This window comes from Streptomyces sp. MUM 203J, from assembly GCF_022414595.1.
In the GTDB taxonomy this organism is placed as follows: Bacteria; Actinomycetota; Actinomycetes; order Streptomycetales; family Streptomycetaceae; genus Streptomyces.
The window spans coordinates 86022-111020 of the sequence record NZ_JADWYO010000013.1 but is presented as its reverse complement, the minus strand read 5'-3'; the positions used below and the strand labels follow the sequence as shown (position 1 = coordinate 111020).

At 71.7% G+C, this 24999-nt stretch carries 20 protein-coding genes; 18 read left to right on the top strand and 2 right to left on the bottom strand.

Annotated elements, in window-relative coordinates; genetic code table 11:
* Positions 1-43: 43 nt before the first annotated feature.
* From I3F58_RS10420 to I3F58_RS10355, 14 genes are all read left to right on the top strand, one after another.
* Positions 44-1990, top strand: a complete 1947-nt coding sequence (locus I3F58_RS10420; RefSeq protein WP_240108022.1) for a penicillin-binding protein 2 — start codon at positions 44-46, stop codon at positions 1988-1990.
* A gap of 15 nt (positions 1991-2005) precedes the next feature.
* A complete protein-coding gene (locus I3F58_RS10415; protein WP_374207942.1) occupies positions 2006-3685 on the top strand; it encodes a UDP-N-acetylmuramoyl-L-alanyl-D-glutamate--2,6-diaminopimelate ligase in 1680 nt (559 codons plus the stop codon).
* A gap of 4 nt (positions 3686-3689) precedes the next feature.
* A complete protein-coding gene (murF, locus tag I3F58_RS10410) occupies positions 3690-5120 on the top strand; it encodes a UDP-N-acetylmuramoyl-tripeptide--D-alanyl-D-alanine ligase (RefSeq protein ID WP_240108012.1) in 1431 nt (476 codons plus the stop codon).
* Complete coding sequence (gene mraY / locus I3F58_RS10405) at positions 5117-6187, top strand: phospho-N-acetylmuramoyl-pentapeptide-transferase (protein WP_240108011.1); 1071 nt, start codon at positions 5117-5119, stop codon at positions 6185-6187. Before murF ends, mraY begins: the two co-directional genes overlap by 4 nt.
* A complete protein-coding gene (murD, locus tag I3F58_RS10400) occupies positions 6187-7623 on the top strand; it encodes a UDP-N-acetylmuramoyl-L-alanine--D-glutamate ligase (RefSeq protein ID WP_240108010.1) in 1437 nt (478 codons plus the stop codon). Before mraY ends, murD begins: the two co-directional genes overlap by 1 nt.
* Before the next feature lie 47 nt (positions 7624-7670).
* Positions 7671-9146, top strand: a complete 1476-nt coding sequence (gene ftsW, locus I3F58_RS10395; RefSeq protein WP_240108009.1) for a putative lipid II flippase FtsW — start codon at positions 7671-7673, stop codon at positions 9144-9146.
* Positions 9147-9152: 6 nt separating this feature from the next.
* A complete protein-coding gene (gene murG, locus I3F58_RS10390; protein ID WP_240108008.1) occupies positions 9153-10244 on the top strand; it encodes an undecaprenyldiphospho-muramoylpentapeptide beta-N-acetylglucosaminyltransferase in 1092 nt (363 codons plus the stop codon).
* A gap of 48 nt (positions 10245-10292) precedes the next feature.
* Entirely contained in the window at positions 10293-11135 is an 843-nt protein-coding gene (locus tag I3F58_RS10385; RefSeq protein ID WP_240108007.1) for a cell division protein FtsQ/DivIB, read from the top strand.
* Positions 11136-11414: 279 nt separating this feature from the next.
* Positions 11415-12644 (top strand): cell division protein FtsZ, encoded by a 1230-nt coding sequence (gene ftsZ / locus I3F58_RS10380; protein WP_240108006.1) that lies wholly within the window; start codon positions 11415-11417, stop codon positions 12642-12644.
* A 7-nt stretch (positions 12645-12651) separates the two neighbouring features.
* The gene (pgeF, locus tag I3F58_RS10375; protein WP_240108005.1) at positions 12652-13395 is read left to right on the top strand and encodes a peptidoglycan editing factor PgeF; all 744 of its coding nucleotides are present in this window, start codon (positions 12652-12654) and stop codon (positions 13393-13395) included.
* Positions 13392-14111: a YggS family pyridoxal phosphate-dependent enzyme gene (locus I3F58_RS10370; protein ID WP_240108004.1), complete on the top strand. Its 720-nt coding sequence runs from the start codon at positions 13392-13394 to the stop codon at positions 14109-14111. The genes pgeF and I3F58_RS10370 overlap by 4 nt, the downstream gene beginning before the upstream one ends.
* A 124-nt stretch (positions 14112-14235) precedes the next feature.
* Positions 14236-14853 carry a cell division protein SepF gene (gene sepF, locus I3F58_RS10365; protein WP_240108003.1) on the top strand — a complete coding sequence of 206 codons (618 nt, stop codon included), beginning with the start codon at positions 14236-14238 and terminating at the stop codon, positions 14851-14853.
* Positions 14854-14934: 81 nt separating this feature from the next.
* Positions 14935-15231, top strand: a complete 297-nt coding sequence (locus I3F58_RS10360) for a YggT family protein (RefSeq protein ID WP_240108002.1) — start codon at positions 14935-14937, stop codon at positions 15229-15231.
* Between the two features lie 49 nt (positions 15232-15280).
* Complete coding sequence (locus I3F58_RS10355) at positions 15281-16411, top strand: DivIVA domain-containing protein (protein ID WP_240108001.1); 1131 nt, start codon at positions 15281-15283, stop codon at positions 16409-16411.
* A gap of 300 nt (positions 16412-16711) precedes the next feature.
* On the opposite strand, the gene ileS is transcribed toward I3F58_RS10355, so the two are convergent.
* Positions 16712-19876: an isoleucine--tRNA ligase gene (gene ileS / locus I3F58_RS10350; protein ID WP_240108000.1), complete on the bottom strand. Its 3165-nt coding sequence runs from the start codon at positions 19874-19876 to the stop codon at positions 16712-16714.
* A 595-nt stretch (positions 19877-20471) separates the two neighbouring features.
* Between ileS and I3F58_RS10345 the strand changes: the two genes are divergently transcribed.
* The 4 genes from I3F58_RS10345 to I3F58_RS10330 all read left to right on the top strand — a co-directional run bounded on the left by I3F58_RS10345 (position 20472) and on the right by I3F58_RS10330 (position 23708).
* Positions 20472-21605, top strand: a complete 1134-nt coding sequence (locus I3F58_RS10345; protein ID WP_240107999.1) for a TraR/DksA C4-type zinc finger protein — start codon at positions 20472-20474, stop codon at positions 21603-21605.
* A gap of 57 nt (positions 21606-21662) precedes the next feature.
* Positions 21663-22223 carry a signal peptidase II gene (gene lspA / locus I3F58_RS10340; RefSeq protein WP_240107998.1) on the top strand — a complete coding sequence of 187 codons (561 nt, stop codon included), beginning with the start codon at positions 21663-21665 and terminating at the stop codon, positions 22221-22223.
* 73 nt (positions 22224-22296) lie between these two features.
* Complete coding sequence (locus tag I3F58_RS10335) at positions 22297-23238, top strand: RluA family pseudouridine synthase (RefSeq protein WP_240107997.1); 942 nt, start codon at positions 22297-22299, stop codon at positions 23236-23238.
* A complete protein-coding gene (locus tag I3F58_RS10330) occupies positions 23235-23708 on the top strand; it encodes a GNAT family N-acetyltransferase (protein ID WP_240107996.1) in 474 nt (157 codons plus the stop codon). Before I3F58_RS10335 ends, I3F58_RS10330 begins: the two co-directional genes overlap by 4 nt.
* A gap of 198 nt (positions 23709-23906) precedes the next feature.
* Here the strand turns inward: I3F58_RS10330 and I3F58_RS10325 are convergent, their stop codons facing one another.
* The gene (locus tag I3F58_RS10325; protein ID WP_240107995.1) at positions 23907-24980 is read right to left on the bottom strand and encodes a mechanosensitive ion channel family protein; all 1074 of its coding nucleotides are present in this window, start codon (positions 24978-24980) and stop codon (positions 23907-23909) included.
* Positions 24981-24999: the final 19 nt, after the last annotated feature.

Here is a 24999-nt window from a genome sequence, read left to right as displayed (position 1 = left end):
CAGCCAGCTGTCGCTCGCGAACGTCGTCGCCCTCGAGGAGCTCCTGCACGTCGGAGGGGAGAACGGCACCGGTGGCCGGGGCGCCGCCGCCGGTCGGCCCGGGGCCCGCCGCACCCGGCAGCAGCCTCCGCGCCGACCGGCCGCAGGCGGGGGGCTGCGGCTCAGTGACCACCGGCCGCGGCTGCGGCTCGTCAGCATCGGGCTGACCGTCGTCATGCTGGTGTTCGTCGGGCGCCTGCTCCAGGTCCAGGCCGTCGACGCCGCCGCGTACTCCGCCAAGGCCGAGGAGCACCGCTACCTCAGCCACAAGCTGTCCGCCGAGCGCGGTGTGATCACCGACCGGGCCGGCGGGATCCTCGCCACCAGCGTCGACGCGTACGACATCACCGCAGACCCGATGATGTTCACCCCCGAGCAGGCGAAGGTCCCCGACGCCCCCGAACAGGCCGCCGCGCTCCTCGCCCCCATCCTCGGCAAGGAGCCCGCCGACCTGGTCCGCACCCTCAAGTCGCCGCCCGCCCCCCGCTACGCCGTCCTCGCCCGCAAGCAGACCCCGCAGGTGTGGAACCAGATCAAGGACCTGAAGCGGCTCTTCGCCAAGAAGGCCCGCGAGGACCAGACGGAAGGCGGCCCCGGTGTCAGCGTCCTCGCCGGTGTCCTGAGCGAGAAGAGCACCAGGCGGATCTACCCCAACGGCACCCTCGCCGCCGGGATACTGGGCTGGGTCAACGCCGAGGGCCGCGGCGCGGGCGGCCTGGAGTCCATGCTCGACGAGGAACTCGCGGGCCGCGACGGCACCCTCACCTATGCCCACTCCGGCGGCCGTCGCGTCCCCACCGCCGACGCCCGCGAGACCCCGGCCGTGCCCGGCTCCGACATCGAGCTGACCATCGACCGGGACATCCAGTGGGCCGCGCAGAAGGCCATCAGCGAACAGGTCGCCGCCTCCCGCGCCGACCGCGGCTATGTCGTCGTCCAGGACACCAGGACCGGCGAGATCCTCGCCATGGCCAACGCCCCCGGCTTCGACCCCAACGACCTGTCCCAGGCCAATGCCGCCGCCATGGGCAACGCCGCCCTCCAGGACGCCTACGAACCCGGCTCCACCGCCAAGGTCATCTCGATGGCGGCCGTCCTCGAAGAGGGCGTGGCCGCCCCCGGCACCCATGTCGTCGTCCCCAACCGGCTGCACGCGGGCGACCGGCTCTTCAAGGACGACATCGACCACCCCACCTGGCACCTGACCCTCAACGGCGTTCTCGCCAAGTCGTCCAACATCGGCACCATCCTCGCCACCCAGCAGCTCGGCAAGACCCAGCCGGAGGCCAACAAGGTCCTCCACTCCTACCTGCGCAAGTTCGGCCTCGGCAGCCCCACCGGCCTCGGCTACCCGGGCGAGACCCCGGGCATCCTCGCGCCGCCGGAGAAGTGGAACACCTCCCAGCAGTTCACCATCCCGTTCGGCCAGGGCCTGTCCGTGAACGCCCTGCAGGCCGCGTCCGTCTACTCGACCGTCGCCAACGGAGGCGTACGCATCGAGCCGGTCCTGGTCCGCGGCACCCGCGGCCCCGACGGCCGCTTCACCCCCGCCCCGGCCCCCGAGAAGACCCGGGTCGTCAGCGAGAAGACCGCCAGGACCCTGGCCGAAATGCTGGAGTCGGTCGTCGAGGACGAGGAGGGCACCGGAAACAAGGCCGCCATCCCCGGCTACCGGATCGCGGGCAAGACCGGCACCGCCGACCGCGTCGACCCCGTGCTGGGACGTTACGAGGGCTTCACCGCTTCCTTCGCCGGCTTCGCCCCCGCCGACGACCCGAGGGTCACCGTGTACTGCGTCCTCCAGAAACCCACCAAGGGCAGTGTCTTCGGCGGCCAGACCTGCGGTCCCATCTTCAAGAAGGTCATGGAGTTCGCCCTGAAGACCCTGCACGCCGCACCGACCGGAAAACAGCCCCCGCGCATGCCGGTCACGTTCACACCTGGTACCTGACCGAGGGAGCTGTCAGTGACGACGATCACGCCCGGCCCCGGGGAACGCCCCGGCACCGACCAGGGCCCCGCGGCCCCATTTAGCCCGATCACGGGTACGCCCGGTACGCTCACCGCCGTGCCACACCCCGATCAGCCCCCAAGCACCGGCCAGGACGTCCCCGCGAAACCGCAGGGAGCGCCCCGCCCGGTCCAGGTCAGCCCCACCCCCCTCGCCGTACTGGCGGCTCGGCTGGACATCGAGGCCCCTCCGGCCACCGCCGAAGCCCCGCAGGTCACCGGCATCACTCACGACTCCCGGGCGGTCCGCCCCGGTGACGTGTACGCCGCGCTGCCCGGCGCCCGCGTCCACGGCGCCGACTTCGCGGCCCAGGCCGCCGGGCTCGGCGCCGTCGCGATCCTCACCGATCCGGCCGGCGCCGACCGCGCCGCCGAGACCGGGCTGCCGGTCCTCGCGGTCGAGGACCCGCGCGGCCGGATGGGCGAACTCGCGGCCGGAATCTACGGCCACCCGGGCGGTGACCTCCTCCAGATCGGCATCACCGGCACCTCCGGCAAGACCACCACCGCCTACCTCGTCGAGGGCGGTCTTCAGGCGGCCGGTCACAAACCGGGCCTCATCGGCACCGTGGAGACCCGCATCGGGGAGGAGCGCATCAAGTCCGAGCGCACCACCCCCGAAGCCACCGACCTCCAGGCCCTGTTCGCCGTCATGCGCGAGCGCGGAGTCGACGCGGTCGCCATGGAGGTATCCAGCCACGCACTGGTCCTCGGCCGGGTCGACGGCTGCGTCTTCGACGTCGCCGTGTTCAACAACCTCAGCCCGGAGCACATGGAGTTCCACTCCGGCATGGAGGACTACTTCCAGGCCAAGGCGCAGCTCTTCACCCCGGGCCGCTCCCGCCAGGGGGTCGTCAACTTCGACGACCCGTACGGCAGGAGGCTGGTGCAGGAGGCCACGGTCCCGGTCGTCACGTTCTCCGCCGAGGGCCACCCGGACGCCGACTGGCGCGCCGAGGACGCCGAGATCGGCCCGCTCGGGAGCACGTTCACCGTCGTCGGCCCCAAGGACGAGCGGATCACCGCCCGGGCCCCGCTGCCCGGCCCCTTCAACGTGGCCAACACCCTCGCCGCGGTCGTCACCCTGGCCGTCGCCGGGATCGACCCGCAGGAGGCCGCCGACGGCATCGCCGCCGTGCCCGGTGTCCCCGGCCGCCTGGAGCGCGTCGACGCCGGCCAGCCCTACCTCGCTGTCGTCGACTACGCGCACAAGACCGACGCCGTCGAGTCCGTGCTGCGCTCCCTGCGCAAGGTCACCGAGGGCAGACTGCACATCGTCCTCGGCTGCGGCGGCGACCGGGACACCACCAAGCGCGGCCCGATGGGTGCCGCCGCCGCCCGGCTCGCGGACACCGCCGTCCTCACGTCCGACAACCCGCGCTCGGAGGACCCGCTGGCGATCCTCGCCACCATGCTGGCCGGTGCCGCCGAGGTGCCGGTCCACGAGCGCGGTGAGGTCGCGGTGTTCGAGGACCGGGCCGCCGCGATCGCCGCCGCCGTGGCCCGCGCACAGCCGGGCGACACGGTGCTCGTCGCGGGCAAGGGCCACGAACAGGGCCAGGACATCGCAGGAATCGTCCGCCCCTTCGACGACCGCCAGGTCCTGCGGGAAGCCATCCAGAACAGTCGGGGATGAAGAAGTGATCGCCCTCTCCCTCACCGAGATCGCCGCAATCGTCGGCGGGCAGACGTTCGACATACCGGATCCGGCCATTCAGGTCACCGGTTCAGTCGTCTACGACTCCCGCCAGGTCGGGCCCGGCAGCCTCTTCGCCGCGTTCGCCGGCGAGCACGCCGACGGGCACGATTACGCGGAACGCGCCGTCGCCGCAGGAGCGGTGGCCGTCCTGGCCACGCGCCCCGTCGGCGTGCCTGCCGTCGTCGTGCCCGACGTCACCGCCGCGCTCGGCGCACTCGCCCGCGCCGTCGTCGAGCGGCTCGGCACCACGGTCGTCGCCCTGACGGGCTCGGCGGGCAAGACCAGCACCAAGGACCTCATCGCGCAGCTCCTCCAGCGAAAGGCCCCCACCGTCTGGCCGGCCGGCAACCTCAACAACGAGATCGGCCTGCCGGTGACCGCTCTGCGCGCCACCGAGGACACCCAGCACCTGGTCCTGGAGATGGGTGCCCGGGGCGTCGGCCACATCCGCTACCTCACCGAGCTGACCCCGCCCCGCATCGGCCTCGTCCTCAACGTGGGCACCGCGCACATCGGGGAGTTCGGCGGCCGGGAGCAGATCGCCCGGGCGAAGGGGGAACTCGTCGAGGCACTGCCGTCCGCCGAGGAGGGCGGTGTGGCCGTCCTCAACGCGGACGACCCGCTCGTGAAGGGCATGGCCGACCGTACGAAGGCGCGCGTCGTCCTGTACGGAGAGGCCGCAGACGCGGCCGTACGTGCCGAAAATGTCCGGCTCACAGAGAACGGACGCCCCTCTTTCAGTCTTCACACACCCTCCGGGTGCAGTGACGTGACCATGCGCCTGTACGGTGAGCACCACGTGTCGAACGCGCTCGCCGCGGCCGCCGTCGCCCATGAGCTGGGCATGTCCGTGCACGAGATCGCCGTCGCGCTCTCCGAGGCGGGCACCCTCTCCCGCTGGCGCATGGAGGTCACCGAGCGCCCTGACGGCGTGACGATCGTCAACGACGCCTACAACGCGAACCCGGAGTCCATGCGGGCCGCCCTGCGCGCACTGGCCGCCATGGGCGGGGCCGCACGGGCCGAGGGGGGCCGGACGTGGGCGGTGCTCGGCCTGATGGCCGAACTCGGGGACGAGGCGCTCGCCGAGCACGACGCGGTGGGACGGCTCGCCGTCCGCCTCAACGTCAGCAAGCTCGTCGCAGTCGGGGGCAGGGAAGCGTCCTGGCTGCAACTGGGCGCATATAACGAGGGTTCGTGGGGTGAGGAGTCGGTGCACGTGTCCGACGCGCAGGCGGCGATCGACCTGTTGCGCAGGGAACTGCGGCCAGGGGACGTCGTGCTGGTGAAGGCATCCAGGTCGGTCGGTCTTGAGCGGGTCGCCGCGGCCCTGCTGGAGAACACCACCGAGGGCGAGGTCACCGGCCGATGAGGCAGATCCTCTTCGCGGGAGCCATCGGGCTCTTCCTGACCCTGATCGGTACGCCGCTGCTGATCAAGCTTCTGGCCCGCAAGGGATACGGGCAGTTCATCCGTGACGACGGTCCGCGCGGTCACGCAGGCAAGAAGGGCACGCCCACCATGGGCGGTATCTCCTTCATCCTGGCCACGCTGATCGCGTACGCCCTCGCCAAGGTCATCACCGGCGAGAACCCGACGTACTCGGGTCTGCTGGTGCTGTTCCTGATGGCGGGCATGGGCCTCGTCGGCTTCCTCGACGACTACATCAAGATCGTCAAGCAGCGCTCGCTGGGCCTGCGGGCCAAGGCGAAGATGGCCGGCCAGCTGATCGTCGGCATCGCCTTCGCCGTGCTGGCGCTCCAGTTCTCCGACAAGCAGGGCCTGACGCCCGCCTCCACCAAGCTGTCGTTCATCACCGACTTCGGCTGGTCCATCGGCCCGGTGCTGTTCGTGGTCTGGGCGCTGTTCATGATCCTGGCCATGTCCAACGGCGTGAACCTGACGGACGGTCTGGACGGCCTGGCCACCGGCGCCTCGGTGATGGTCTTCGGCGCGTACACCTTCATCGGGCTCTGGCAGTTCCAGGAGTCCTGCCTCAACGCGCAGACCCTGACCAACCCGAACGCCTGCTTCGAGGTGCGTGACCCGCTCGACCTCGCCGTGGTCGCCTCCGCGCTCATGGGGGCCTGCTTCGGCTTCCTGTGGTGGAACACCTCGCCCGCTAAGATCTTCATGGGCGACACCGGCTCGCTCGCCCTCGGCGGCGCCCTCGCCGGCCTCGCCATCACCTCCCGCACGGAGCTGCTGCTCGCGCTCCTCGGCGGCCTCTTCGTCCTGATCACCCTCTCCGTGATCATCCAGGTCGGTTCCTTCCGCCTGACCGGCAAGCGGGTCTTCCGGATGGCGCCGCTCCAGCACCACTTCGAACTCAAGGGCTGGTCCGAGGTCCTCGTCGTGGTCCGGTTCTGGATCATCCAGGGCATGTGCGTCATCGTGGGTCTGGGGCTCTTCTACGCGGGATGGGCAGCCGACAAGTAATGAGCAGCGAGATCCAGGACTGGTCCGGCAGGCAGGTGACCGTCGCGGGCCTGGGCGTCAGCGGCGTCCCCGCCGCCCGCGTCCTGCAGGGGCTGGGCGCGCGGGTCACGGTCGTCAACGACGGCGACGACGCGCGCGCCCGCGCCCAGGCGACGGAACTGGAGGCCGAGGGGATCACGGTCCGCCTGGGCGACGGCGACACGCTCCCGTCCGGCACCGACCTGATCGTCACCGCTCCCGGCTGGCGCCCCGACAAGCCGCTGTTCGCCGCGGCTGAGGCGGCGGGCGTCCCGGTGTGGGGCGATGTCGAACTGGCCTGGCGGCTGCGCGGCCGCGGCGGCCGGAATCCCGCGCCCTGGCTCGTGGTGACCGGCACCAACGGCAAGACGACGACCGTCCGGATGCTCGCCTCCATCCTGGAGGCGGCCGGGCTGAGGACCGCCGCCGTCGGCAACATCGGCGTCTCCCTGCTGGACGCGGTCCTCGGCGAGGAGGAGTACGACGTCCTCGCCGTCGAGCTGTCCAGCTACCAGCTCCACTGGGCTCCGTCCCTGCGCGCCCACTCGGCGGCCGTCCTCAACCTGGCCCCCGACCACCTCGACTGGCACGGCTCCATGGAGGCGTACGCCGCCGACAAGGGCCGTGCCTACGAGGGCAACACGGTCGCCTGCGTCTACAACGCGGCCGACAAGGCCACCGAGGACCTGGTGCGCGAGGCCGACGTGGAGGAGGGCTGCCGCGCCATCGGCTTCACCCTCGGCACACCCGGCCCGTCCCAGGTCGGTGTCGTCGAGGACCTGCTGGTGGACCGCGCCTTCGTCCCGGACCGCCAGAAGCAGGCGCAGGAACTGGCCGAGGTCGCGGACGTCCGGCCGCCGGTCCCGCACAACATCGCCAACGCCCTGGCCGCGGCGGCCCTCGCCCGCGCCTTCGGCGTGGAGCCCGCGGCGGTGCGGGACGGTCTGCGGGCCTTCCGCCCCGACCCGCACCGCATCGAGTACGTGGAGGAGATCGCCGGGGTCTCGTACGTCGACGACTCCAAGGCCACCAACACGCACGCGGCGGAGGCGTCGCTGGCCTCCTACGACCCGATCGTCTGGATCGCGGGCGGCCTCGCCAAGGGCGCCACGTTCGACGAACTGGTCCAGAAGTCGGCGGCCCGGCTGCGGGGCGCCGTCCTCATCGGCGCCGACCGCGCGCTGATCCGTGAGGCCCTCGCGCGACACGCCCCCGAGGTGCCGGTGGTGGACCTCGACCGGACCGACACTGGGGCGATGGCGGCGGCGGTCCGGGAAGCGACGGCCCTCGCCCGTCCCGGCGACACGGTCCTGCTGGCCCCGGCCTGCGCCTCGATGGACATGTTCGTCAACTACAACAAGCGGGGCGAGGCGTTCGCGGACGCGGTCCGTGACGTCGCCGCCGAGCGCGACGCCTGACCCACCCGGTCCGGTGCCGCCGGACCCGACTGGAGGGGGACGCGATCATGCTGCTCGCCGCGCGGTTCTGGGGGCTCCGTCCCCGTACCCCCGTCGTCGTGACCCCCTCGGACAGCTCGGGGAAGTCCGTCCGGCAGGGGTCCGGGGACAGGGCCCCCGCCTTCGCCGGACTGGCCCTGCGCACGCGTACCAGCGGCCCCCGCAGGGCACCGGCCCCGCGCCGGGGGGACACCGGGGGCGGAGCCCCGGGGCCGGGGCGCCCTCCGCGCGGCCGACGGGTGCGGCGAGCGTACGAGCGGGCCCGGCGCGCCTGGGACCGCCCTCTCACCGCGTACTACGTCATCCTCGGCGCCAGCCTGCTGATCACCGTCCTCGGGCTCGTCATGGTCTACTCCGCGTCGATCATCAAGGCGCTGGAGCTGTCCCTGCCCGCCACCTACTTCTTCCGCAAGCAGTTCCTCGCCGCCGCCATCGGCGCCGTCCTGCTGCTGACCGCCTCCCGGATGCCGGTCAGACTGCACCGCGCCCTGGCCTATCCGCTGCTGATGGGCACCGTCTTCCTGATGGTGCTGGTCCAGGTCCCCGGGATAGGGCGCGAGGTCAACGGCAACCAGAACTGGATCCACCTGGGCGGCCCGTTCCAGCTCCAGCCCAGCGAGTTCGGCAAGCTGGCGCTCATCCTGTGGGGCGCCGACCTGCTGGCCCGCAAACAGGACAAGCGGCTGCTGACCCAGTGGAAGCACCTGCTCGTGCCGCTCGTCCCGGGAGCCTTCCTGCTGCTCGGCCTGATCATGATGGGCGGGGACATGGGGACGGCGATCATCCTGACCGCCATCCTCTTCGGGCTGCTGTGGCTGGCGGGCGCCCCGACCCGGCTTTTCGTGAGCGTCCTCGCGGTGGCCGGGGCCATCGGCGTGACCCTGATCCGCACCAGCCCGACCCGCATGGCCAGGATCGGCTGCCTCGGCGCCACCGACCCGGGGCCGGGGGACCTGTGCTGGCAGGGCGTACACGGCATCTATGCTCTGGCGTCCGGCGGATGGTTCGGTTCCGGACTGGGGGCAAGTGTGGAAAAATGGGGCCAACTCCCCGAACCACACACCGACTTCATCTTCGCCATCACCGGGGAGGAACTGGGGCTGGCGGGGACGCTGTCGGTGCTCGCCCTGTTCGCGGCTCTAGGCTATGCGGGTATCCGCGTGGCCGGACGCACGGAGGACCCCTTCGTGAGGTACGCCGCGGGAGGCGTGACCACCTGGATCACGGCCCAGGCCGTGGTCAACATCGGTGCGGTGCTCGGTCTGCTGCCGATCGCCGGTGTCCCGCTCCCGCTGTTCTCCTACGGAGGCTCCGCCCTGCTGCCGACCATGTTCGCTGTCGGGCTGCTGATCGCGTTCGCGCGGGACGAGCCCGCCGCGAAGGCGGCTCTGGCCATGCGGAAGCCCGGACCGGGCGGAAGGGCCGGGGTGAGTTGGATGTCGATGAGACGGCGCGTGAGGAAGCGCCCGTCCGGAGAGCGGTGAATTTCGGTGCATGTCGTACTCGCCGGCGGGGGGACCGCCGGCCACATCGAGCCCGCGCTCGCCCTCGCGGATGCCCTGCGCAGGCAGGACCCTTCCGTGGGGATCACGGCCCTCGGTACGGAGCGGGGTCTGGAGACCAGGCTGGTGCCCGAGCGGGGCTACGAGCTGGCGCTCATCCCTGCCGTACCGCTGCCACGCAAGCCCACCCCCGAGCTGATCACCGTGCCGGGCCGGCTGCGCGGCACGATCAAGGCCGCCGAGCAGGTCCTGGAGCGCACCAAGGCGGACTGTGTCGTCGGCTTCGGCGGCTATGTGGCCCTGCCCGGCTATCTGGCCGCGAAGCGGCTCGGCGTGCCGATCGTCGTCCACGAGGCGAACGCCCGCCCCGGCCTGGCCAACAAGATCGGCTCCCGGTACGCGCACGGGGTCGGCGTCGCCACGCCCGACAGCAAGCTCCGGAACGCCCGCTACATCGGCATCCCGCTGCGGTACACCATCGCCACCCTGGACCGCGCCCGGGTCCGCCCGGAGGCCCGCGCCGCCTTCGGGCTCGACCCGAACCTGCCGACGCTGCTGGTCTCCGGCGGCTCGCAGGGCGCCCGCCGTCTCAACGAGGTCATCCAGCAGGCCGTTCCGGCGCTCCAGCGCTCGGGTATCCAGGTGCTGCACGCGGTCGGCCCGAAGAACGAACTGCCACACGTCGAGAACATGCCGGGAATGCCCCCGTACGTCCCGGTATCGTATGTGGACCGTATGGATCTCGCGTATGCCGCGGCGGACATGATGCTCTGCCGTGCGGGCGCGATGACCGTCGCCGAACTCTCCGCCGTCGGGCTTCCCGCCGCGTACGTCCCGCTGCCGATCGGCAACGGCGAGCAGCGGCTCAACGCCCAGCCGGTGGTCAAGGCCGGCGGCGGTGTGCTGGTCGACGACGCCGAGCTGACCCCGGAGTGGGTGCACGGGAACGTCCTCCCGGTGCTCGCGGACCCGCACCGGCTGTACGAGATGTCCCGCGCCGCCGCCGAGTTCGGCCGCCGGGACGCCGACCAGCTGCTGGTGAACATGGTCTACGAGGCGATCGCCGCCAACCGGGCGTGACTGCCCGGACGCGAGCAGCACGCCGAGAGGCGTGAGAAGGCAGGGAGCATGGCCGGACCGACGACCACCGAGCGCGGCGCATCGAAGCCGTCCGCGGGCACGTCGTCGGGCCGGTCCGGCTCCCGGGGCCCCGGGAGAGCCCGGGGCTCCCGCGGTTCCGGTGAAGCCGGACCGGAGGACCGGAGGACACGTTCCCGCCTCCGGCTGATCCTGCTCGGGTCTGCCCTCCTCGCCCTGGCCGGCGGCGTCCTCTGGGCCCTGTACGGCTCCTCCTGGCTGCGCGCCGAGAACGTCACCGTCTCCGGAACGCGGGTCCTGACGCCCCGGCAGGTCGAACAGGTCGCCGCCGTGCCCGTGGGATCGCCGCTGGCCTCCGTCGACACCGGCGCCATCGAGGAGCGGCTGCGCCGCGAACTCCCCCGGATCGACTCGGTCGACGTCGTGCGCTCATGGCCCGGCACGATCAGTCTCGAAGTGGCCGAGCGCGTCCCGGTCCTGGTGGTCGAACAAGGTGGCGAATACACCGAAGTGGACGCCGGGGCCGTACGGTTCGCGACCTCTGTCACCGCCCCCCGCGACGTCCCGCTGCTCCGGCTCGACACCGGCGACTCCCCGGGCAGGCGTCGCTTCGGAGGCGGGCGGCTCACCGCCGAGGCGGTCCGCGTGGTGACCGGACTGCCTGCCGGCCTCGCCCGCCAGGTGACCTCGGTCCGCGTCCGTTCGTACGACTCCGTCACGCTGGAGCTGGCCGGCGACCGCACGGTGTTCTGGGGGAGCGCCGGGCAGGGTGAGGCGAAGGAGCGTGCGCTGGTCGCACTGATGAAGGCGGCGCCCAAAGCGGGACACTTCGATGTGAGCGCCCCGAGCGCCCCCGCCGCGTCGCGGAGTTGACGCACATCTGCCCTGACCAGCACCCTGGTTGGTCAGCAACCCGGGTGATCACATAGGGTGAAAAGAAAAACGGGAGGTTCGGCGTGTTCGTTGAACGTGCGCCGCTTGTCGACTTAGTGTCCTGTTCGGAAGAGTCCAGGGAGCAGGCACACTGGTAACCCTAAACTTCAACGTTAGGGTTTGGGTCGGCATTTGGGACCGTCCCATCGGCATCCGTCGTCGCGGCGCGCCAGGCAGCGCGCAGCGGCGGCCCGTTAATCGAGGCGAGAGGCCTTCGACGTGGCAGCACCGCAGAACTACCTCGCAGTCATCAAGGTCATCGGTGTCGGCGGCGGTGGTGTCAATGCCATCAACCGAATGATCGAGGTCGGTCTCAAGGGTGTCGAGTTCATCGCCATCAACACGGACGCACAGGCGCTGTTGATGAGCGACGCCGACGTCAAGCTGGACGTCGGCCGCGAACTCACCCGGGGACTGGGCGCCGGCGCCAACCCGGACGTCGGGCGGAAGGCCGCCGAGGACCACGCCGAGGAGATCGAGGAGGTCCTCAAGGGGGCCGACATGGTCTTCGTGACGGCGGGCGAGGGCGGCGGCACCGGCACCGGCGGCGCACCGGTGGTGGCGCGCATCGCGCGTTCGCTGGGCGCGCTCACCATCGGCGTGGTCACGCGCCCCTTCACCTTCGAGGGGCGCCGCCGGGCCAACCAGGCGGAGGACGGCATCGCCGCCCTGCGCGAAGAGGTCGACACCCTCATCGTCATCCCCAACGACCGGCTGCTGTCCATCTCGGACCGCCAGGTCAGCGTGCTCGACGCCTTCAAGTCCGCCGACCAGGTGCTGCTCTCCGGTGTCCAGGGCATCACGGACCTGATCACCACCCCCGGTCTGATCAACCTGGACTTCGCCGACGTCAAGTCGGTCATGTCCGAGGCCGGTTCGGCGCTCATGGGCATCGGCTCCGCACGGGGCGACGACCGGGCGGTGGCCGCCGCCGAGATGGCGATCTCCTCGCCGCTGCTGGAGGCTTCCATCGACGGCGCCCGGGGCGTGCTGCTCTCCATCTCCGGAGGCTCCGACCTGGGCCTGTTCGAGATCAACGAGGCCGCCCAGCTGGTCAGCGAGGCCGCCCACCCCGAGGCCAACATCATCTTCGGTGCCGTCATCGACGACGCCCTGGGCGACGAGGTCAGGGTCACGGTCATCGCGGCCGGATTCGACGGCGGCCAGCCGCCCGCCCGCCGCGACAACGTCCTGGGTGCCTCGGCCGGCGCGAAGCGCGAGGAGCCGTCCGCCCCGGCGCCCGCCCGCCCCGCCGAGCCCGCCCGCCCGGCGAGCAGCGGCCTGGGTACGGTCCCGGTGCGCGAGGAGCCCCCGGCCGCCCCGGCCGAGCCGGCCCCCGCGGTGAACGAGACCCCGCTCTCGCAGGTCGCCCCGGCGGCCATCCCCACGACCCGCCCCTACCAGGACTCCCAGGCCGAAGAGCTGGATGTCCCGGACTTCCTGAAGTGATCCCTGCGTGATAGGGCAGCACGAGATCGTGGACGGCGCGCACTTCGCCTTCACCGACCGGTGGGGCGGGGTGAGCGCCGTTCCGTACGAGGAGCTGAACCTGGGCGGCGCGGTCGGGGACGAACCGGCCGCCGTCCTCGCCAACCGGGGGCTCGCCGCCCGCGCTCTGGGTGTCGACCCGGCGCGGGTCGTGTGGATGAACCAGGTCCACGGCCGGACCGTCCATGTGGTCGACGGACCCCGGCCCGCGGAAGCGGACGTTCCGGAAGGTGACGCGGTGGTGACCGCCCGGCGCGGACTTCCGCTCGCGGTGCTCACCGCCGACTGTGTCCCCGTCCTGCTGGCCGACCCGGTCGCCGGTGTGGTCGCGGCGGCGCACGCGGGCCGCCCCGGCATGGTGGCGGGCGTAGTCGCCGCGACCGTGGAGACCATGATCACACTGGGCGCCGAGCCCGCTCGGATGACGGCCAGGACCGGCCCCGCCGTCTGCGGTCGCTGCTATGAGGTGCCCGCGGCCATGCGGGACGAGGTCGCCGCCGTAGAGCCGGCCGCCCACGCCGGGACGAGCTGGGGAACCCCGGCAGTCGACGTGGTCGCCGGGGTTCACGCGCAGCTGGAGCGGCTGGGCGTCCGGAACCGGAGTGCCTCGGACGTCTGCACCCGTGAGTCGGCCGACCACTTCTCGTACCGCCGCGACCGCGCGACCGGACGGCTCGCCGGATATGTCTGGGCCGAGGGGAACGACAGGTGACGGACCGTAAGACGGAGCTCGCGCGGAACCTGGCGCGGGTGGAGGAGCGCATCGCCCGGGCCTGCGCCGCCGCCGGACGCAGGCGGGAGGAGGTGACCCTCGTCGTGGTCACCAAGACCTACCCCGCGAGCGACGTCCGGCTGCTGCACGAGCTGGGGGTGCGTCATGTCGCGGAGAACAAGGACCAGGACGCCCGTCCCAAGGCCTCGGCCTGTGCCGACCTCGATCTGACCTGGCATTTCGTCGGCCAGCTGCAGACCAACAAGGCCAAGTCGGTGGCCGGTTATGCCCAGGTTGTGCAGTCTGTCGACCGGTTGCGGCTGGTTTCGTCGCTGTCGACGGCCGCTGAGCAGGCCGGGCGGGAGCTGGACTGCCTGGTGCAGGTGGCGCTTGACGCGGAGTCGGGCGCGCGTGGCGACCGCGGGGGTGTCGCGCCCGACGGGGTCGGGGAGCTGGCCGACGCGATCGAGGCGGCGCGGGGGCTGCGGCTGCGCGGACTGATGACGGTGGCTCCGCTGGCGGGGCCGTACGCCGGACGTCAAAGGGCCGCGTTCGAGCGGCTGGTGGAATTGGCATCTCGCCTGCGCGCGGCCCATCCGGCTGCGAACATGGTCTCGGCGGGGATGAGTGCGGACCTTGAGGACGCCGTCGCGGCCGGGGCGACACATGTGCGCATCGGCACGGCGGTACTCGGAGTCCGTCCCCAGCTCGGGTAACGTCGCGAAGCAAGTCGGACCACAGTAGAAAATATGGTCATTTCCGCCCGATGGCGGACGGGCCGAGTGGATCGCAGGCGCGACCTGACGTTGCCGATCCACCACAGAGCGGAGGACTCAGAGCATGGCCGGCGCGATGCGCAAGATGGCGGTCTACCTCGGCCTCGTGGAGGACGATGGGTACGACGGCCGGGGCTTCGACCCCGATGACGACTTCGAACCCGAGCTCGATCCGGAGCCGGAGCGCGACCGGCGGCGTCACCAGCCCCCCCACCAGGTGGAGCGCGAGGAGCCGGTGCATGCTCCGGTGCCTCAGCCGCCGGCCCCGCGTGAGCCCGTCGCGCTCCCCGCGGACAGTGGCCGGCCCGCACGGATCGCCCCCGTGGCGTCCATCACACCCGAACGCCCGAGCCTGGAGAAGAACGCACCGGTGATCATGCCCAAGGTCGTGTCCGAGCGGGAGCCCTACCGCATCACCACCCTGCACCCGAGGACCTACAACGAGGCCCGTACCATCGGGGAACACTTCCGCGAGGGCACGCCGGTGATCATGAACCTCACCGAGATGGACGACACGGACGCGAAGCGACTTGTCGACTTTGCCGCCGGTCTGGTGTTCGGGCTCCATGGCAGCATTGAGCGCGTGACGCAGAAGGTGTTCCTGTTGTCGCCTGCTAACGTCGACGTTACGGCGGAGGACAAGGCCCGCATCGCAGAGGGCGGATTCTTCAACCAAAGCTGAGACCACAGCAGGGACAGCGAGACCGGAACGGCCCGGCCGGAAGGCCGGTAAGACGAGAGCCAGGGGAGAGGGAAGCGGGGCATGGGCGTCGTACTACAGGTGATCTACATCGCCTTGGCGTGCTTCATGGTCGTGCTGATCTTCCGGCTGGTCATGGATTACGTCTTCCAGTTCGCCCGTTCATGGCAACCCGGCAAGGCGATGGTGGTCGTTCTGGAGGCCACCTACACTGTCACCGATCCACCACTGAAGCTTCTGCGGCGGTTCATCCCACCGCTGCGTCTCGGGAGCGTGGCACTCGACCTGTCCTTCTTCGTTCTGATGATCATCGTGTACATCCTGCTCAACATCGTGGGTAGTTTCGCGATGAGGGTGTGAGCGATCCGGTCCTGCCGACTGCCGACGACTACGTAGAGGTGAAGAAGAGATGCCGCTGACCCCCGAGGACGTGCGGAACAAGCAGTTCACGACCGTCCGCCTCCGAGAAGGCTATGACGAGGACGAGGTCGATGCCTTTCTCGACGAGGTCGAGGCCGAGCTGACGCGCCTGCTCCGCGAGAACGAGGACCTGCGCGCCAAGCTGGCGGCCGCCACGCGCGCCGCCGCGCAGAACCAGCAGCAGGCCATGCGCAAGCCTCCGGAGCAGCAGGAGCGTCCGCAGGGCCCCGGCGGCCCTCAGGGCCCGGGCGGTCAGGGCGGACCCCAGGGCCCCGGTGGTCCTCAGGGGCCCGGCGGCGCTCCGGTGCCCGCCGGGATATCCGGACCCCCGGTCCAGCAGCAGCCGCAGCAGCCGCAGATGGGTCCGCCCCAGCTGCCGGGTGGCGCGCCTCAGCTGCCGGCCGGTCCCGGTCACGGCGGGCCGCAGGGCCCGCACGGCCCCGGCCCCATGCAGGGCGGCCCCATGGGCGGTCCGATGGGCGGCCCCATGGGCGGTCCGGGGATGCCGCAGCAGGGCCCGGGCGGCGACAGCGCCGCGCGTGTGCTGTCGCTGGCACAGCAGACCGCCGACCAGGCGATCGCGGAGGCCCGCGCCGAGGCCAACAAGATCGTCGGTGAGGCCCGTTCGCGCGCCGAGGGCCTGGAGCGGGACGCCCGCGCCAAGGCCGACGCGCTGGAGCGGGACGCGCAGGAGAAGCACCGCGTCGCGATGGGCTCCCTGGAGTCCGCCCGCGCCACGCTGGAGCGCAAGGTCGAGGACCTGCGTGGCTTCGAGCGTGAGTACCGCACGCGGCTGAAGTCGTACCTGGAGAGCCAGCTGCGTCAGCTGGAGAGCCAGGGCGACGAGTCGCTGGCGCCGCCGCGCACCCCGTCCTCCGCACCCTCGCTGCCGCCGTCCCCCTCTATGGCGTCGGCGGGCACGAGCGGCCCCTCGTACGGTGGCAACCAGCCCATGGGCGGCCCGCCCGGGATGGGCAACGGCCCGTCGTACGGCGGCCAGCAGCAGATGTCGCCGGCGATGACTCAGCCGATGGCACCGGTCCGGCCGCAGGCGCCGCAGCCGATGCAGCAGGCGCCGTCTCCGATGCGGGGCTTCCTCATCGACGAGGACGACAACTGACGCAGCCGTCGGCAGGCTGACAGGGCCGGGGCCCGGGACCGTACGGTCCCGGGCCCCGGCCCTTCGCGGTGCCCGGAAGCGAAGCCCGCCCGGCGTACGAGGGGGAAGTTGCCGTTCCGGGGCGATTCCGGCTCGCAGAGCCCGGCGGCGATGACGGGGGCTGGGAGCGGAGCCCGCACACGGCGGAGCCGCGAATCGAGCACAGCCGGGAGGGCGGGGCGGGGAGACAGCGGGAAGCCCCGGGCCGGAACGGCCCGGGGCTTCCCGGAGTGTGGGGGCGACGAGCCCCCACGGAGTCGGTTACGCCTTGCGGAGGCGGAACGTCAGGGACAGCGGCTCGTCCGTGAAGGGGGCGCCGTACGACTCGTCGGCCTCCCCACGGGCGAAGTCCGTCGCCAGCACCTCGTCCGCGATCAGCCCCGCGTGGTCCACGAGCGCCGACGCGACCTCCTCGTCCGCCGACTCCCAGCGCAGCGCGATCCGGTCCGCGACGTCCAGCCCGCTGTTCTTCCGGGCCTCCTGGATCAGCCGGATCGCGTCACGGGCCAGGCCCGCCCGCCGCAGCTCCGGCGTGATCTCCAGGTCCAGCGCGACCGTCGCGCCCGCGTCGGAGGCCACGGACCAGCCCTCACGGGGTGTCTCGGTGATGATCACCTCGTCCGGAGCCAGTGTGATCGTCTCCCCGTCGACCTGGAGCGTGGCCTCGCCGTCCCGCAGTGCACGCGACAGCGCCGCCGCGTCCGCCGCCGCGACCGCCTTGGCGACGTCCTGGACCCGCTTGCCGAACCGCTTGCCCAGCGCCCGGAAGTTGGCCTTCGCCGTGGTGTCGACCAGCGAGCCGCCCACCTCGGAGAGCGACGCCAGCGAGGAGACGTTCAGCTCCTCCGTGATCTGCGTGTGCAGTTCGGGGGAGAGCGCCTCGAACCCGGCCGCCGCGACCAGTGCCCGCGACAGCGGCTGACGGGTCTTCACACCCGACTCCGCGCGCGTGGCGCGGCCCAGCTCGACCAGCCGCCGCACCAGGGCCATCTGCTGAGACAGCTCCGGGTCGATCGCGCCCAGGTCGGCCTCGGGCCAGGCCGACAGGTGCACCGACTCCGGCGCGCCCGGGGTCACCGGCACGACCAGGTCCTGCCAGACGCGTTCGGTGATGAACGGGACCAGCGGGGCCATCAGCCGTGTCACCGTCTCGACCACGTCGTGCAGGGTGCGCAGCGCCGCCTTGTCGCCCTGCCAGAACCGGCGCCGCGAGCGGCGCACGTACCAGTTCGACAGGTCGTCGACGAACGCCGACAGCAGTTTGCCGGCCCGCTGGGTGTCGTACGCCTCCAGCGCCTGGGTGACCTGGTCGGTGAGCGCGTGCAGCTCGCTCAGCAGCCAGCGGTCCAGGACCGTGCGCCCGGCCGGTGCCGGGTCCGCCTCGGACGGGGCCCAGCCCGACGTGCGCGCGTACAGGGCCTGGAACGCGACCGTGTTCCAGTACGTGAGGAGCGTCTTGCGCACGACCTCCTGGATCGTGCCGTGCCCCACCCGGCGGGCCGCCCAGGGAGAGCCGCCGGCCGCCATGAACCAGCGGACCGCGTCCGCGCCGTGCTGGTCCATGAGCGGGATCGGCTGGAGGATGTTGCCCAGGTGCTTGGACATCTTCCGGCCGTCCTCGGCCAGGATGTGACCGAGGCAGACCACGTTCTCGTACGGCGACTTGTCGAAGACCAGCGTGCCGATCGCCATCAGCGTGTAGAACCAGCCACGTGTCTGGTCGATGGCCTCAGAGATGAACTGCGCCGGGAAGCGCTTCTCGAAGAGTTCCTTGTTCTTGTACGGGTAGCCCCACTGAGCGAACGGCATGGAGCCCGCGTCGTACCAGCAGTCGATGACCTCGGGCACGCGGACGGCGGACTTCGCGCACTGCGGGCAGTCGAAGGTCACCTCGTCGATGAACGGGCGGTGCGGGTCGAAGTCCGACAGGTCGCGCCCGGCCAGCCCGCCCAGCTCGGCGCGGGAGCCCACGACGGTCAGGTGGTCGTCCTCGCAGCGCCAGACCGGCAGCGGCGTGCCCCAGTAGCGGTTGCGGGACAGCGCCCAGTCGATGTTGTTGTTCAGCCAGTCCCCGAAGCGGCCCTCCTTGACGGAGTCCGGGAACCAGTTGGTCGCCTGGTTCTCCTCCAGCAGCCGGTCCTTGACCGCGGTGGTGCGGATGTACCAGGACGGCTGTGCGTAGTACAGCAGCGCCGTGTGGCAGCGCCAGCAGTGCGGGTAGCTGTGCTCGTACGCGATGTGCTTGAACAGCAGCCCGCGTGCGTCCAGGTCCTTCGTCAGCGCCTCGTCGGCCTTCTTGAAGAACTGGCCGCCGACGAGCCCGACGGATTCCTCGAAGGTGCCGTCAGCGCGGACCGGGTTCACCACGGGCAGGCCGTAGGCCCGGCACACCTTGAGGTCGTCCTCACCGAACGCCGGGGCCTGGTGGACCAGACCCGTACCGTCCTCGGTGGTCACATAGTCGGCGTTGACGACGAAATGCGCCCGCTCCGGGCTGCGCCCGTCGGTTCCCTCGCCGGGGCTCGGGAACTCGACCAGCTCGAACGGGCGCTGGTACTCCCAGCGCTCCATCTCCGCGCCCGTGAAGGTCTGCCCGGTGGGCTCCCAGCCCTCGCCCAGCGCCTTCTCCAGCAGCGGCTCCGCGACGACCAGCTTCTCGTCGCCGTCCGTGGCGACCACGTACGTCACCTGCGGGTGTGCGGCCACGGCCGTGTTGGACACCAGCGTCCACGGGGTCGTCGTCCAGACGACGAGCGACGCCTCACCGGCCAGCGGGCCGGAGGTGAGCGGGAAGCGCACGTACACGGACGGGTCGACGACCGTCTCGTAGCCCTGCGCCAGCTCGTGGTCCGACAGGCCCGTGCCGCAGCGGGGGCACCAGGGGGCGACCCGGTGGTCCTGGACCAGCAGACCCTTGTCGAAGATCTGCTTCAGGGACCACCACACCGAGTCGATGTACTCGGGGTTCAGCGTCCAGTACGCCTCATCCAGGTCCACCCAGTAGCCCATGCGCGTGGTGAGTTCCGCGAAGGCGTCGGTGTGACGGGACACGGACGCGCGGCACTTGTCGTTGAACTCCGCGATGCCGTACGACTCGATGTCCTTCTTGCCGGAGAAGCCCAGCTCCTTCTCGACGGCCAGCTCCACCGGCAGACCGTGGCAGTCCCAGCCGGCCTTGCGGGACACGTGGTAGCCGCGCATCGTGCGGAAGCGCGGGAAGACGTCCTTGAAGACGCGGGCCTCGATGTGGTGGGCGCCGGGCATGCCGTTGGCCGTGGGCGGGCCCTCGTAGAACACCCACTCGGGACGCCCCTCGGACTGCTCCAGGCTCTTGGCGAAGATCTTCTGCTCGCGCCAGAAGTCGAGCACGGCGTGCTCAAGGGCGGGCAGGTCGACCTGGGCGGGTACCTGGCGGTACTGCGACATCGGATCCTCCGGCGGACAGGCTTCTCGTTCCGTCGGAGGGACGAGAGCCCGTGTGCGCTCCCGCGGTACCACCCTCCTTGGCCCCGGGCGCCGCCCGGAACCCCCTCATTCGGGTCACGATGCCGGTTCTACTCGCCTCGGGCCGCGGGCGACGCCCACGTCCAAGGCTTTCTTCCGGCGGCTCCGGGGTGATGCTTCACATCGGGCTGGCCCCCGGGCTCGCACCGTCCCCGGGTCGCTCATGGCTGCGTGCGACGCTACTCGTCCCCATCCACGCCTTTCGCTGCTCCCCCAAGCTCTCGGCTCCGCTCGAGCAGGGGGACCCCCACAGTGTACGGGCCCGCACGGACACCGGCCGACCGGATATTCCGGGGGCCGCGCGGCGTGACCCGAATGGGCATACGGGACCAGGTCCGCCCGGATGGGGCAACCACGTGATGACCGGCCTGGGAACTGGGCACAACCCCTTAGGGCCCGCCGTGCCCGGCAGACCCGCGCCGGACCGGCGGCGCGTCCCGTTGCCGCCGGGCCTGGGCCGATTTATCGTCCCAGCACGGTGCGCGAGCAAGATCACAATATGTGAAGGGGCCGCGGCATGGTGGCGAAGAAGACCGCCGTCAGCAGAACGGCGCCCGCGGAACCGGCCGAGCCGGGCGGCCCGCGGAAGAGCACGTCGGCCGCGTCCCGGAGCCGCGCCGGGGCCACGTCCGGTCCCGTCGCCGCGGAGTCCGAGGCGGCGTCCGGCAGCGGCGCGCGGGGTGCGGCCCGGAAGGCCGCCACGAGGAAGCGCGCCGCGGAGGACCCCGGCACCGGCGGGACCGACGCCACGCGCGCGGCGGCGCGGAAGGCGACGGCGAAGAAGGCCGCCGCAGGCAGGGCGGCCGCGGCCGAGGCGGCGGAGGGGGCGCCGACGGCGAGCACGGCGAAGAAGGCGACCACGAAGGCCGTCGCCAAGAAGGCGGCTGCCAAGAAGGCGGCCTCCGGGAAGACGGCCACGCGGAAGGCCGCCGCAGCGAAGACCACGGCGAAGAAGACGACCGCCGCCGAGAAGACGACCGCCCGGAAAGCGGCCTCCCGGGAGAAGGAGGCCGGGACGGGGGCCGGGGCCGGCGCGGGCGCCGAACCCGTCAGGCGCCCGGCTCGGAGGAAGACCGCCCCCAGGAAGGCCCCGGCGGGCGGGAAGGGCGCGGGCGGCGAGCCCGCGCGCAGGGCCGCAGCCGCGGCCGACGTGGAGCAGACAGGAGACCGGACGGTGGCAGCGAAGAAGACGGCGGACGTGAGCGCGGCCGGCGCGGGCGTGCCCCCCGCGCGTGGGATCGCCGGAACGGCGCCCGAGGAGCTCGCCGTACGGCCCGGCGAGGAGCCGTGGACGCCCGAGGAGGTCGCGGAGGCCCGCGCCGAGCTGGAGAGCGAGGTGCTGCGCCTCCAGCAGGAGATCGCCGCCTCCGAGGCCGCGCTGACCGGGCTGATGCGGGACTCCGGGGACGGGGCGGGCCACGACGAGGCCGACACCGGTACCAAGAACATCACCCGCGAGCACGAGATGGCGCTGGCCGCCAACGCCCGCGCCACCCTTGAACAGACCGAGCACGCGCTCCAGCGCCTCGACTCCGGCACATACGGCCTGTGCGAAGTGTGCGGCAGGCCCATCGGCAAGGCGCGGATGCAGGCGTTCCCCCGGGCCACGCTGTGTGTCGAGGACAAGCAGAAGCAGGAGCGGCGAGGCTGACCCGTACGTGTGTGCCGTACCCTCGTCACAGTCAGGAACCTAGGTTGAGGGACTCACGTGGCAGAGGCGGAACACGTCATCGGTACGCCGGATGTGGACGACGAGGCCGGCGCGCCTGCCGAGCAGCCCAGGGGCAGGCGGCGGGTCGTGGCACTGCTCGCCGTGGCCGTCGTGGCCTACCTGCTGGACCTCGGCAGCAAGATGCTCGTCGTGGCCCGGCTGGAGCACCACGAGCCGATCGTGCTCATCGACGGCCTGCTGAAGCTGGAGGCGGTGCGCAACCCGGGCGCGGCGTTCGGGATCGGCGAGGCCTTCACCGTGCTGTTCACGATCATCGCGGCCGCGGTGATCGTCGTGATCATACGGCTGGCCCGCAAGCTCTACAGCCTGCCCTGGGCCGTCGCGCTGGGTCTGCTCCTCGGGGGCGCGCTCGGCAACCTCACCGACCGGATCTTCCGGGCACCAGGCGTGTTCGAAGGCGCGGTCGTCGACTTCATCGCGCCCGCCCACTTCGCCGTCTTCAACCTCGCGGACTCCGCGATCGTCTGCGGTGGCTTCCTGATCGTGATCCTCTCGTTCCGCGGCCTGGACCCGGACGGCACCGTCCACAAGGACTGAGCCCGGGCCGGGAGGCCGGGAGGTTGTCCACAGGGCTGGTCGGGTGAGTCGGCCGACAAGGCATACTCGACGGGTGAGCACGATTCCCGAGATCCGCACCCTGCCCGTTCCCGACGGCCTCGAAGGCGAGCGCGTCGACGCCGCCATCGCCCGCATGTTCGGATTCTCCCGTACGAAGGCGGCCGAGCTGGCCACGGCCGGGAAGGTCCTGGTGGACGGCGCCGTCGTCGGCAAGTCCGAGCGGGTCACCGGGGGTGCCTGGCTGGAGGTCGAGATGCCCGGCGCGCCCGCGCCCGTGCAGATCGTCGCGGAGCCCGTGGAAGGCATGGAGATCGTCCACGACGACGAGGACATCGTCGTGATCGTCAAGCCTGTCGGCGTGGCCGCCCACCCGAGCCCCGGCTGGACCGGCACCACCGTGATCGGCGGTCTCGCCGCGGCCGGGTACCGCATCTCGACGTCCGGTGCCGCCGAGCGGCAGGGCATCGTGCACCGGCTCGACGTCGGAACGTCCGGGCTGATGGTGGTCGCCAAGTCCGAGCGCGCCTACACGCTGCTGAAGTCCCAGTTCCGGGAGCGGGTCGTCGACAAGCGGTACCACGCGCTCGTGCAGGGCCACCCGGACCCGCTGAGCGGCACGATCGACGCACCGATCGGGCGGCATCCGAACCACGACTACAAGTGGGCGGTCACCGCCGACGGCAAGCCGTCCGTCACGCACTACGACCTGATCGAGGCGTACCGCGCCGCCTCCCTGCTCGACATCAAGCTGGAGACCGGCCGCACCCACCAGATCCGGGTCCACATGTCGGCTCACCGCCATCCCTGTGTCGGTGACCTGACCTACGGCGCCGACCCGACGCTCGCCAAGCGGCTCAAGCTGACACGTCAGTGGCTGCACGCGGTGCGGCTGGGATTCGAGCACCCCTCGGACGGGCGCTGGGTGGAGTTCGAGAGCTCCTACCCGGACGACCTCCGGCACGCGCTGGACACGATCGCGGCCGAGAGCGCATGAGGGACCGCACCTTCGCCCTGAGGGAGGTCCGTACCGGTACGGACCTGGAGACGGCGTTCGATGTGCGCCGCGAGGTGTTCGTCGTCGAGCAGGGCGTGCCCGAGGAGCTGGAGTTCGACGCGTACGACGCACAGGCACTGCACATCTGCGCGGTGCGCACCGAGGACGGCGTCGCGCTGGGCACGGCGCGGCTGCTGTACGGCGGGCACGCGCCCGAGCCGATCGCGGCGACCGAGGGGCTGGGCGCGCTGGGGCGGCTCGCCGTGACCCGGGCGGCGCGGGGGCTCGGGGTGGGCGCGGCGCTCGTCCGGGGGATCGAGGACGCGGGGCGGGCTCGCGGGCTGACCGTGATGGAGCTGTCCGCGCAGACGCAGGCGCTGGGTTTCTACGAGCGGCTCGGGTATGTGCCGTACGGCGACGTCTACCCGGACGCGGGCATCCCTCACCGCGCGATGCGCCGCGCCCTCTGACGGACCACGTGTCCGGCGTCACGAGCCGGATGCCTCCCCGGACCCGTGCCGTGCCGACGCCGGGAGCCCTTCCGCTGCGCGCGTGCCGCTCCGTCCCTGAGCTCTTCGATCCGGGGGTGCCCCGGCGCCCGCTCACGAACGCCGGGTGCGGCCTGACGTGCCCGGGGAGCGACGGGCACGGGGCGGAGTCCCCGGGTCTCAGTCGTTCCGGTGCGGAGTCCTGTCCGGTTCGCCCCGTTCCGGGGCGGGCATCGTGGCGACGCGGGGGAGGGCGTAAGGGTGGTGGGCGGAGAGCCAGGTGATCAGTTCCTCCCGGACGTGACAGCGGAGGGTCCACAGGTCGTCGGAGTCCTTCGCCGTGGCCACGGCGCGTACCACCATGGTGCTCGGCGTGGTGTCGGTGACGACCAGCGACCAGCCGCGCCCGTCCCACTGCGGGGACTGCTGGAGCAGTTCGCGGAGCCGCTCACGCATGAGGGCGACGGGCGCCGCGTGGTCGAGCTGGAAGTAGACCGCGCCGGTGATCTGGGGGCCGCCCCGGGACCAGTTCTCGAAGGGCTTGCTGGTGAAGTACGTGACCGGCATGGTGATCCGGCGCTCGTCCCAGGTCCGTACCGTGAGGAAGGTCAGCGTCACCTCCTCCACGACACCCCAGTGGCCGTCCACGACCACCGTGTCCCCGATCCGCACCATGTCCCCGAACGCGATCTGGAACCCGGCGAACACGTTGCTCAGCGTGGACTGCGCGGCCACACCGGCCACGATGCCGATGAGGCCCGCCGACGCCAGCACGGACGTGCCGATCGCCCGGAAATCGGGGAACGTCAGCAGCATCGCCGCGGCCGCAACCACCGCGACGACGGCCGTGACGATCCTCATGATGAGCGTGATCTGGGTCCGGACCCTGCGCACCCGCCCCAGGTCGCTGGAGGCCGCCTCGTACCGGGCGTAGGTCGCCTCGACCACCGCCGAGACGATGCCCATCACCAGCCAGGCGCCGGCGCCGATGAGCAGGATGGTCAGGGTGCGTTCGATGCCGACCTGGTGGTCGTCGACGAGCTGCCACTCGGTCTGCCGGTAGGAACCGCGCAACAGGGCGAGGAGCAGCACCAGCTGGAGCGGCAGACGGCAGCGGCGCAGCAGGTCCCACAGCGGGGTTTCGGGGTGGCGGGCGTCGGCCCTGCGCAGTAGCCGGTCGGTCACCCAGCCGACCAGCAGGGTGAGCAGGACCGAACCGCCAAGGACGATCAACGGACGCAGAACGTTCTCCATGACCCCGAACGCTAGACCG

Bases quoted from the DNA above. Each gene is read 5' to 3' on its own strand.
- mraY (WP_240108011.1), top strand. From the start codon at position 5,117: ATGAGGCAGATCCTCTTCGCGGGAGCCATCGGGCTCTTCCTGACCCTG.
- murD (WP_240108010.1), top strand. From the start codon at position 6,187: ATGAGCAGCGAGATCCAGGACTGGTCCGGCAGGCAGGTGACCGTCGCG.
- ftsW (WP_240108009.1), top strand. From the start codon at position 7,671: ATGCTGCTCGCCGCGCGGTTCTGGGGGCTCCGTCCCCGTACCCCCGTC.
- I3F58_RS10385 (WP_240108007.1), top strand. From the start codon at position 10,293: ATGGCCGGACCGACGACCACCGAGCGCGGCGCATCGAAGCCGTCCGCG.
- sepF (WP_240108003.1), top strand. From the start codon at position 14,236: ATGGCCGGCGCGATGCGCAAGATGGCGGTCTACCTCGGCCTCGTGGAG.
- I3F58_RS10360 (WP_240108002.1), top strand. From the start codon at position 14,935: ATGGGCGTCGTACTACAGGTGATCTACATCGCCTTGGCGTGCTTCATG.
- I3F58_RS10355 (WP_240108001.1), top strand. From the start codon at position 15,281: ATGCCGCTGACCCCCGAGGACGTGCGGAACAAGCAGTTCACGACCGTC.
- ileS (WP_240108000.1), bottom strand. From the start codon at position 19,876: ATGTCGCAGTACCGCCAGGTACCCGCCCAGGTCGACCTGCCCGCCCTT.
- I3F58_RS10345 (WP_240107999.1), top strand. From the start codon at position 20,472: ATGGTGGCGAAGAAGACCGCCGTCAGCAGAACGGCGCCCGCGGAACCG.
- I3F58_RS10330 (WP_240107996.1), top strand. From the start codon at position 23,235: ATGAGGGACCGCACCTTCGCCCTGAGGGAGGTCCGTACCGGTACGGAC.
- I3F58_RS10325 (WP_240107995.1), bottom strand. From the start codon at position 24,980: ATGGAGAACGTTCTGCGTCCGTTGATCGTCCTTGGCGGTTCGGTCCTG.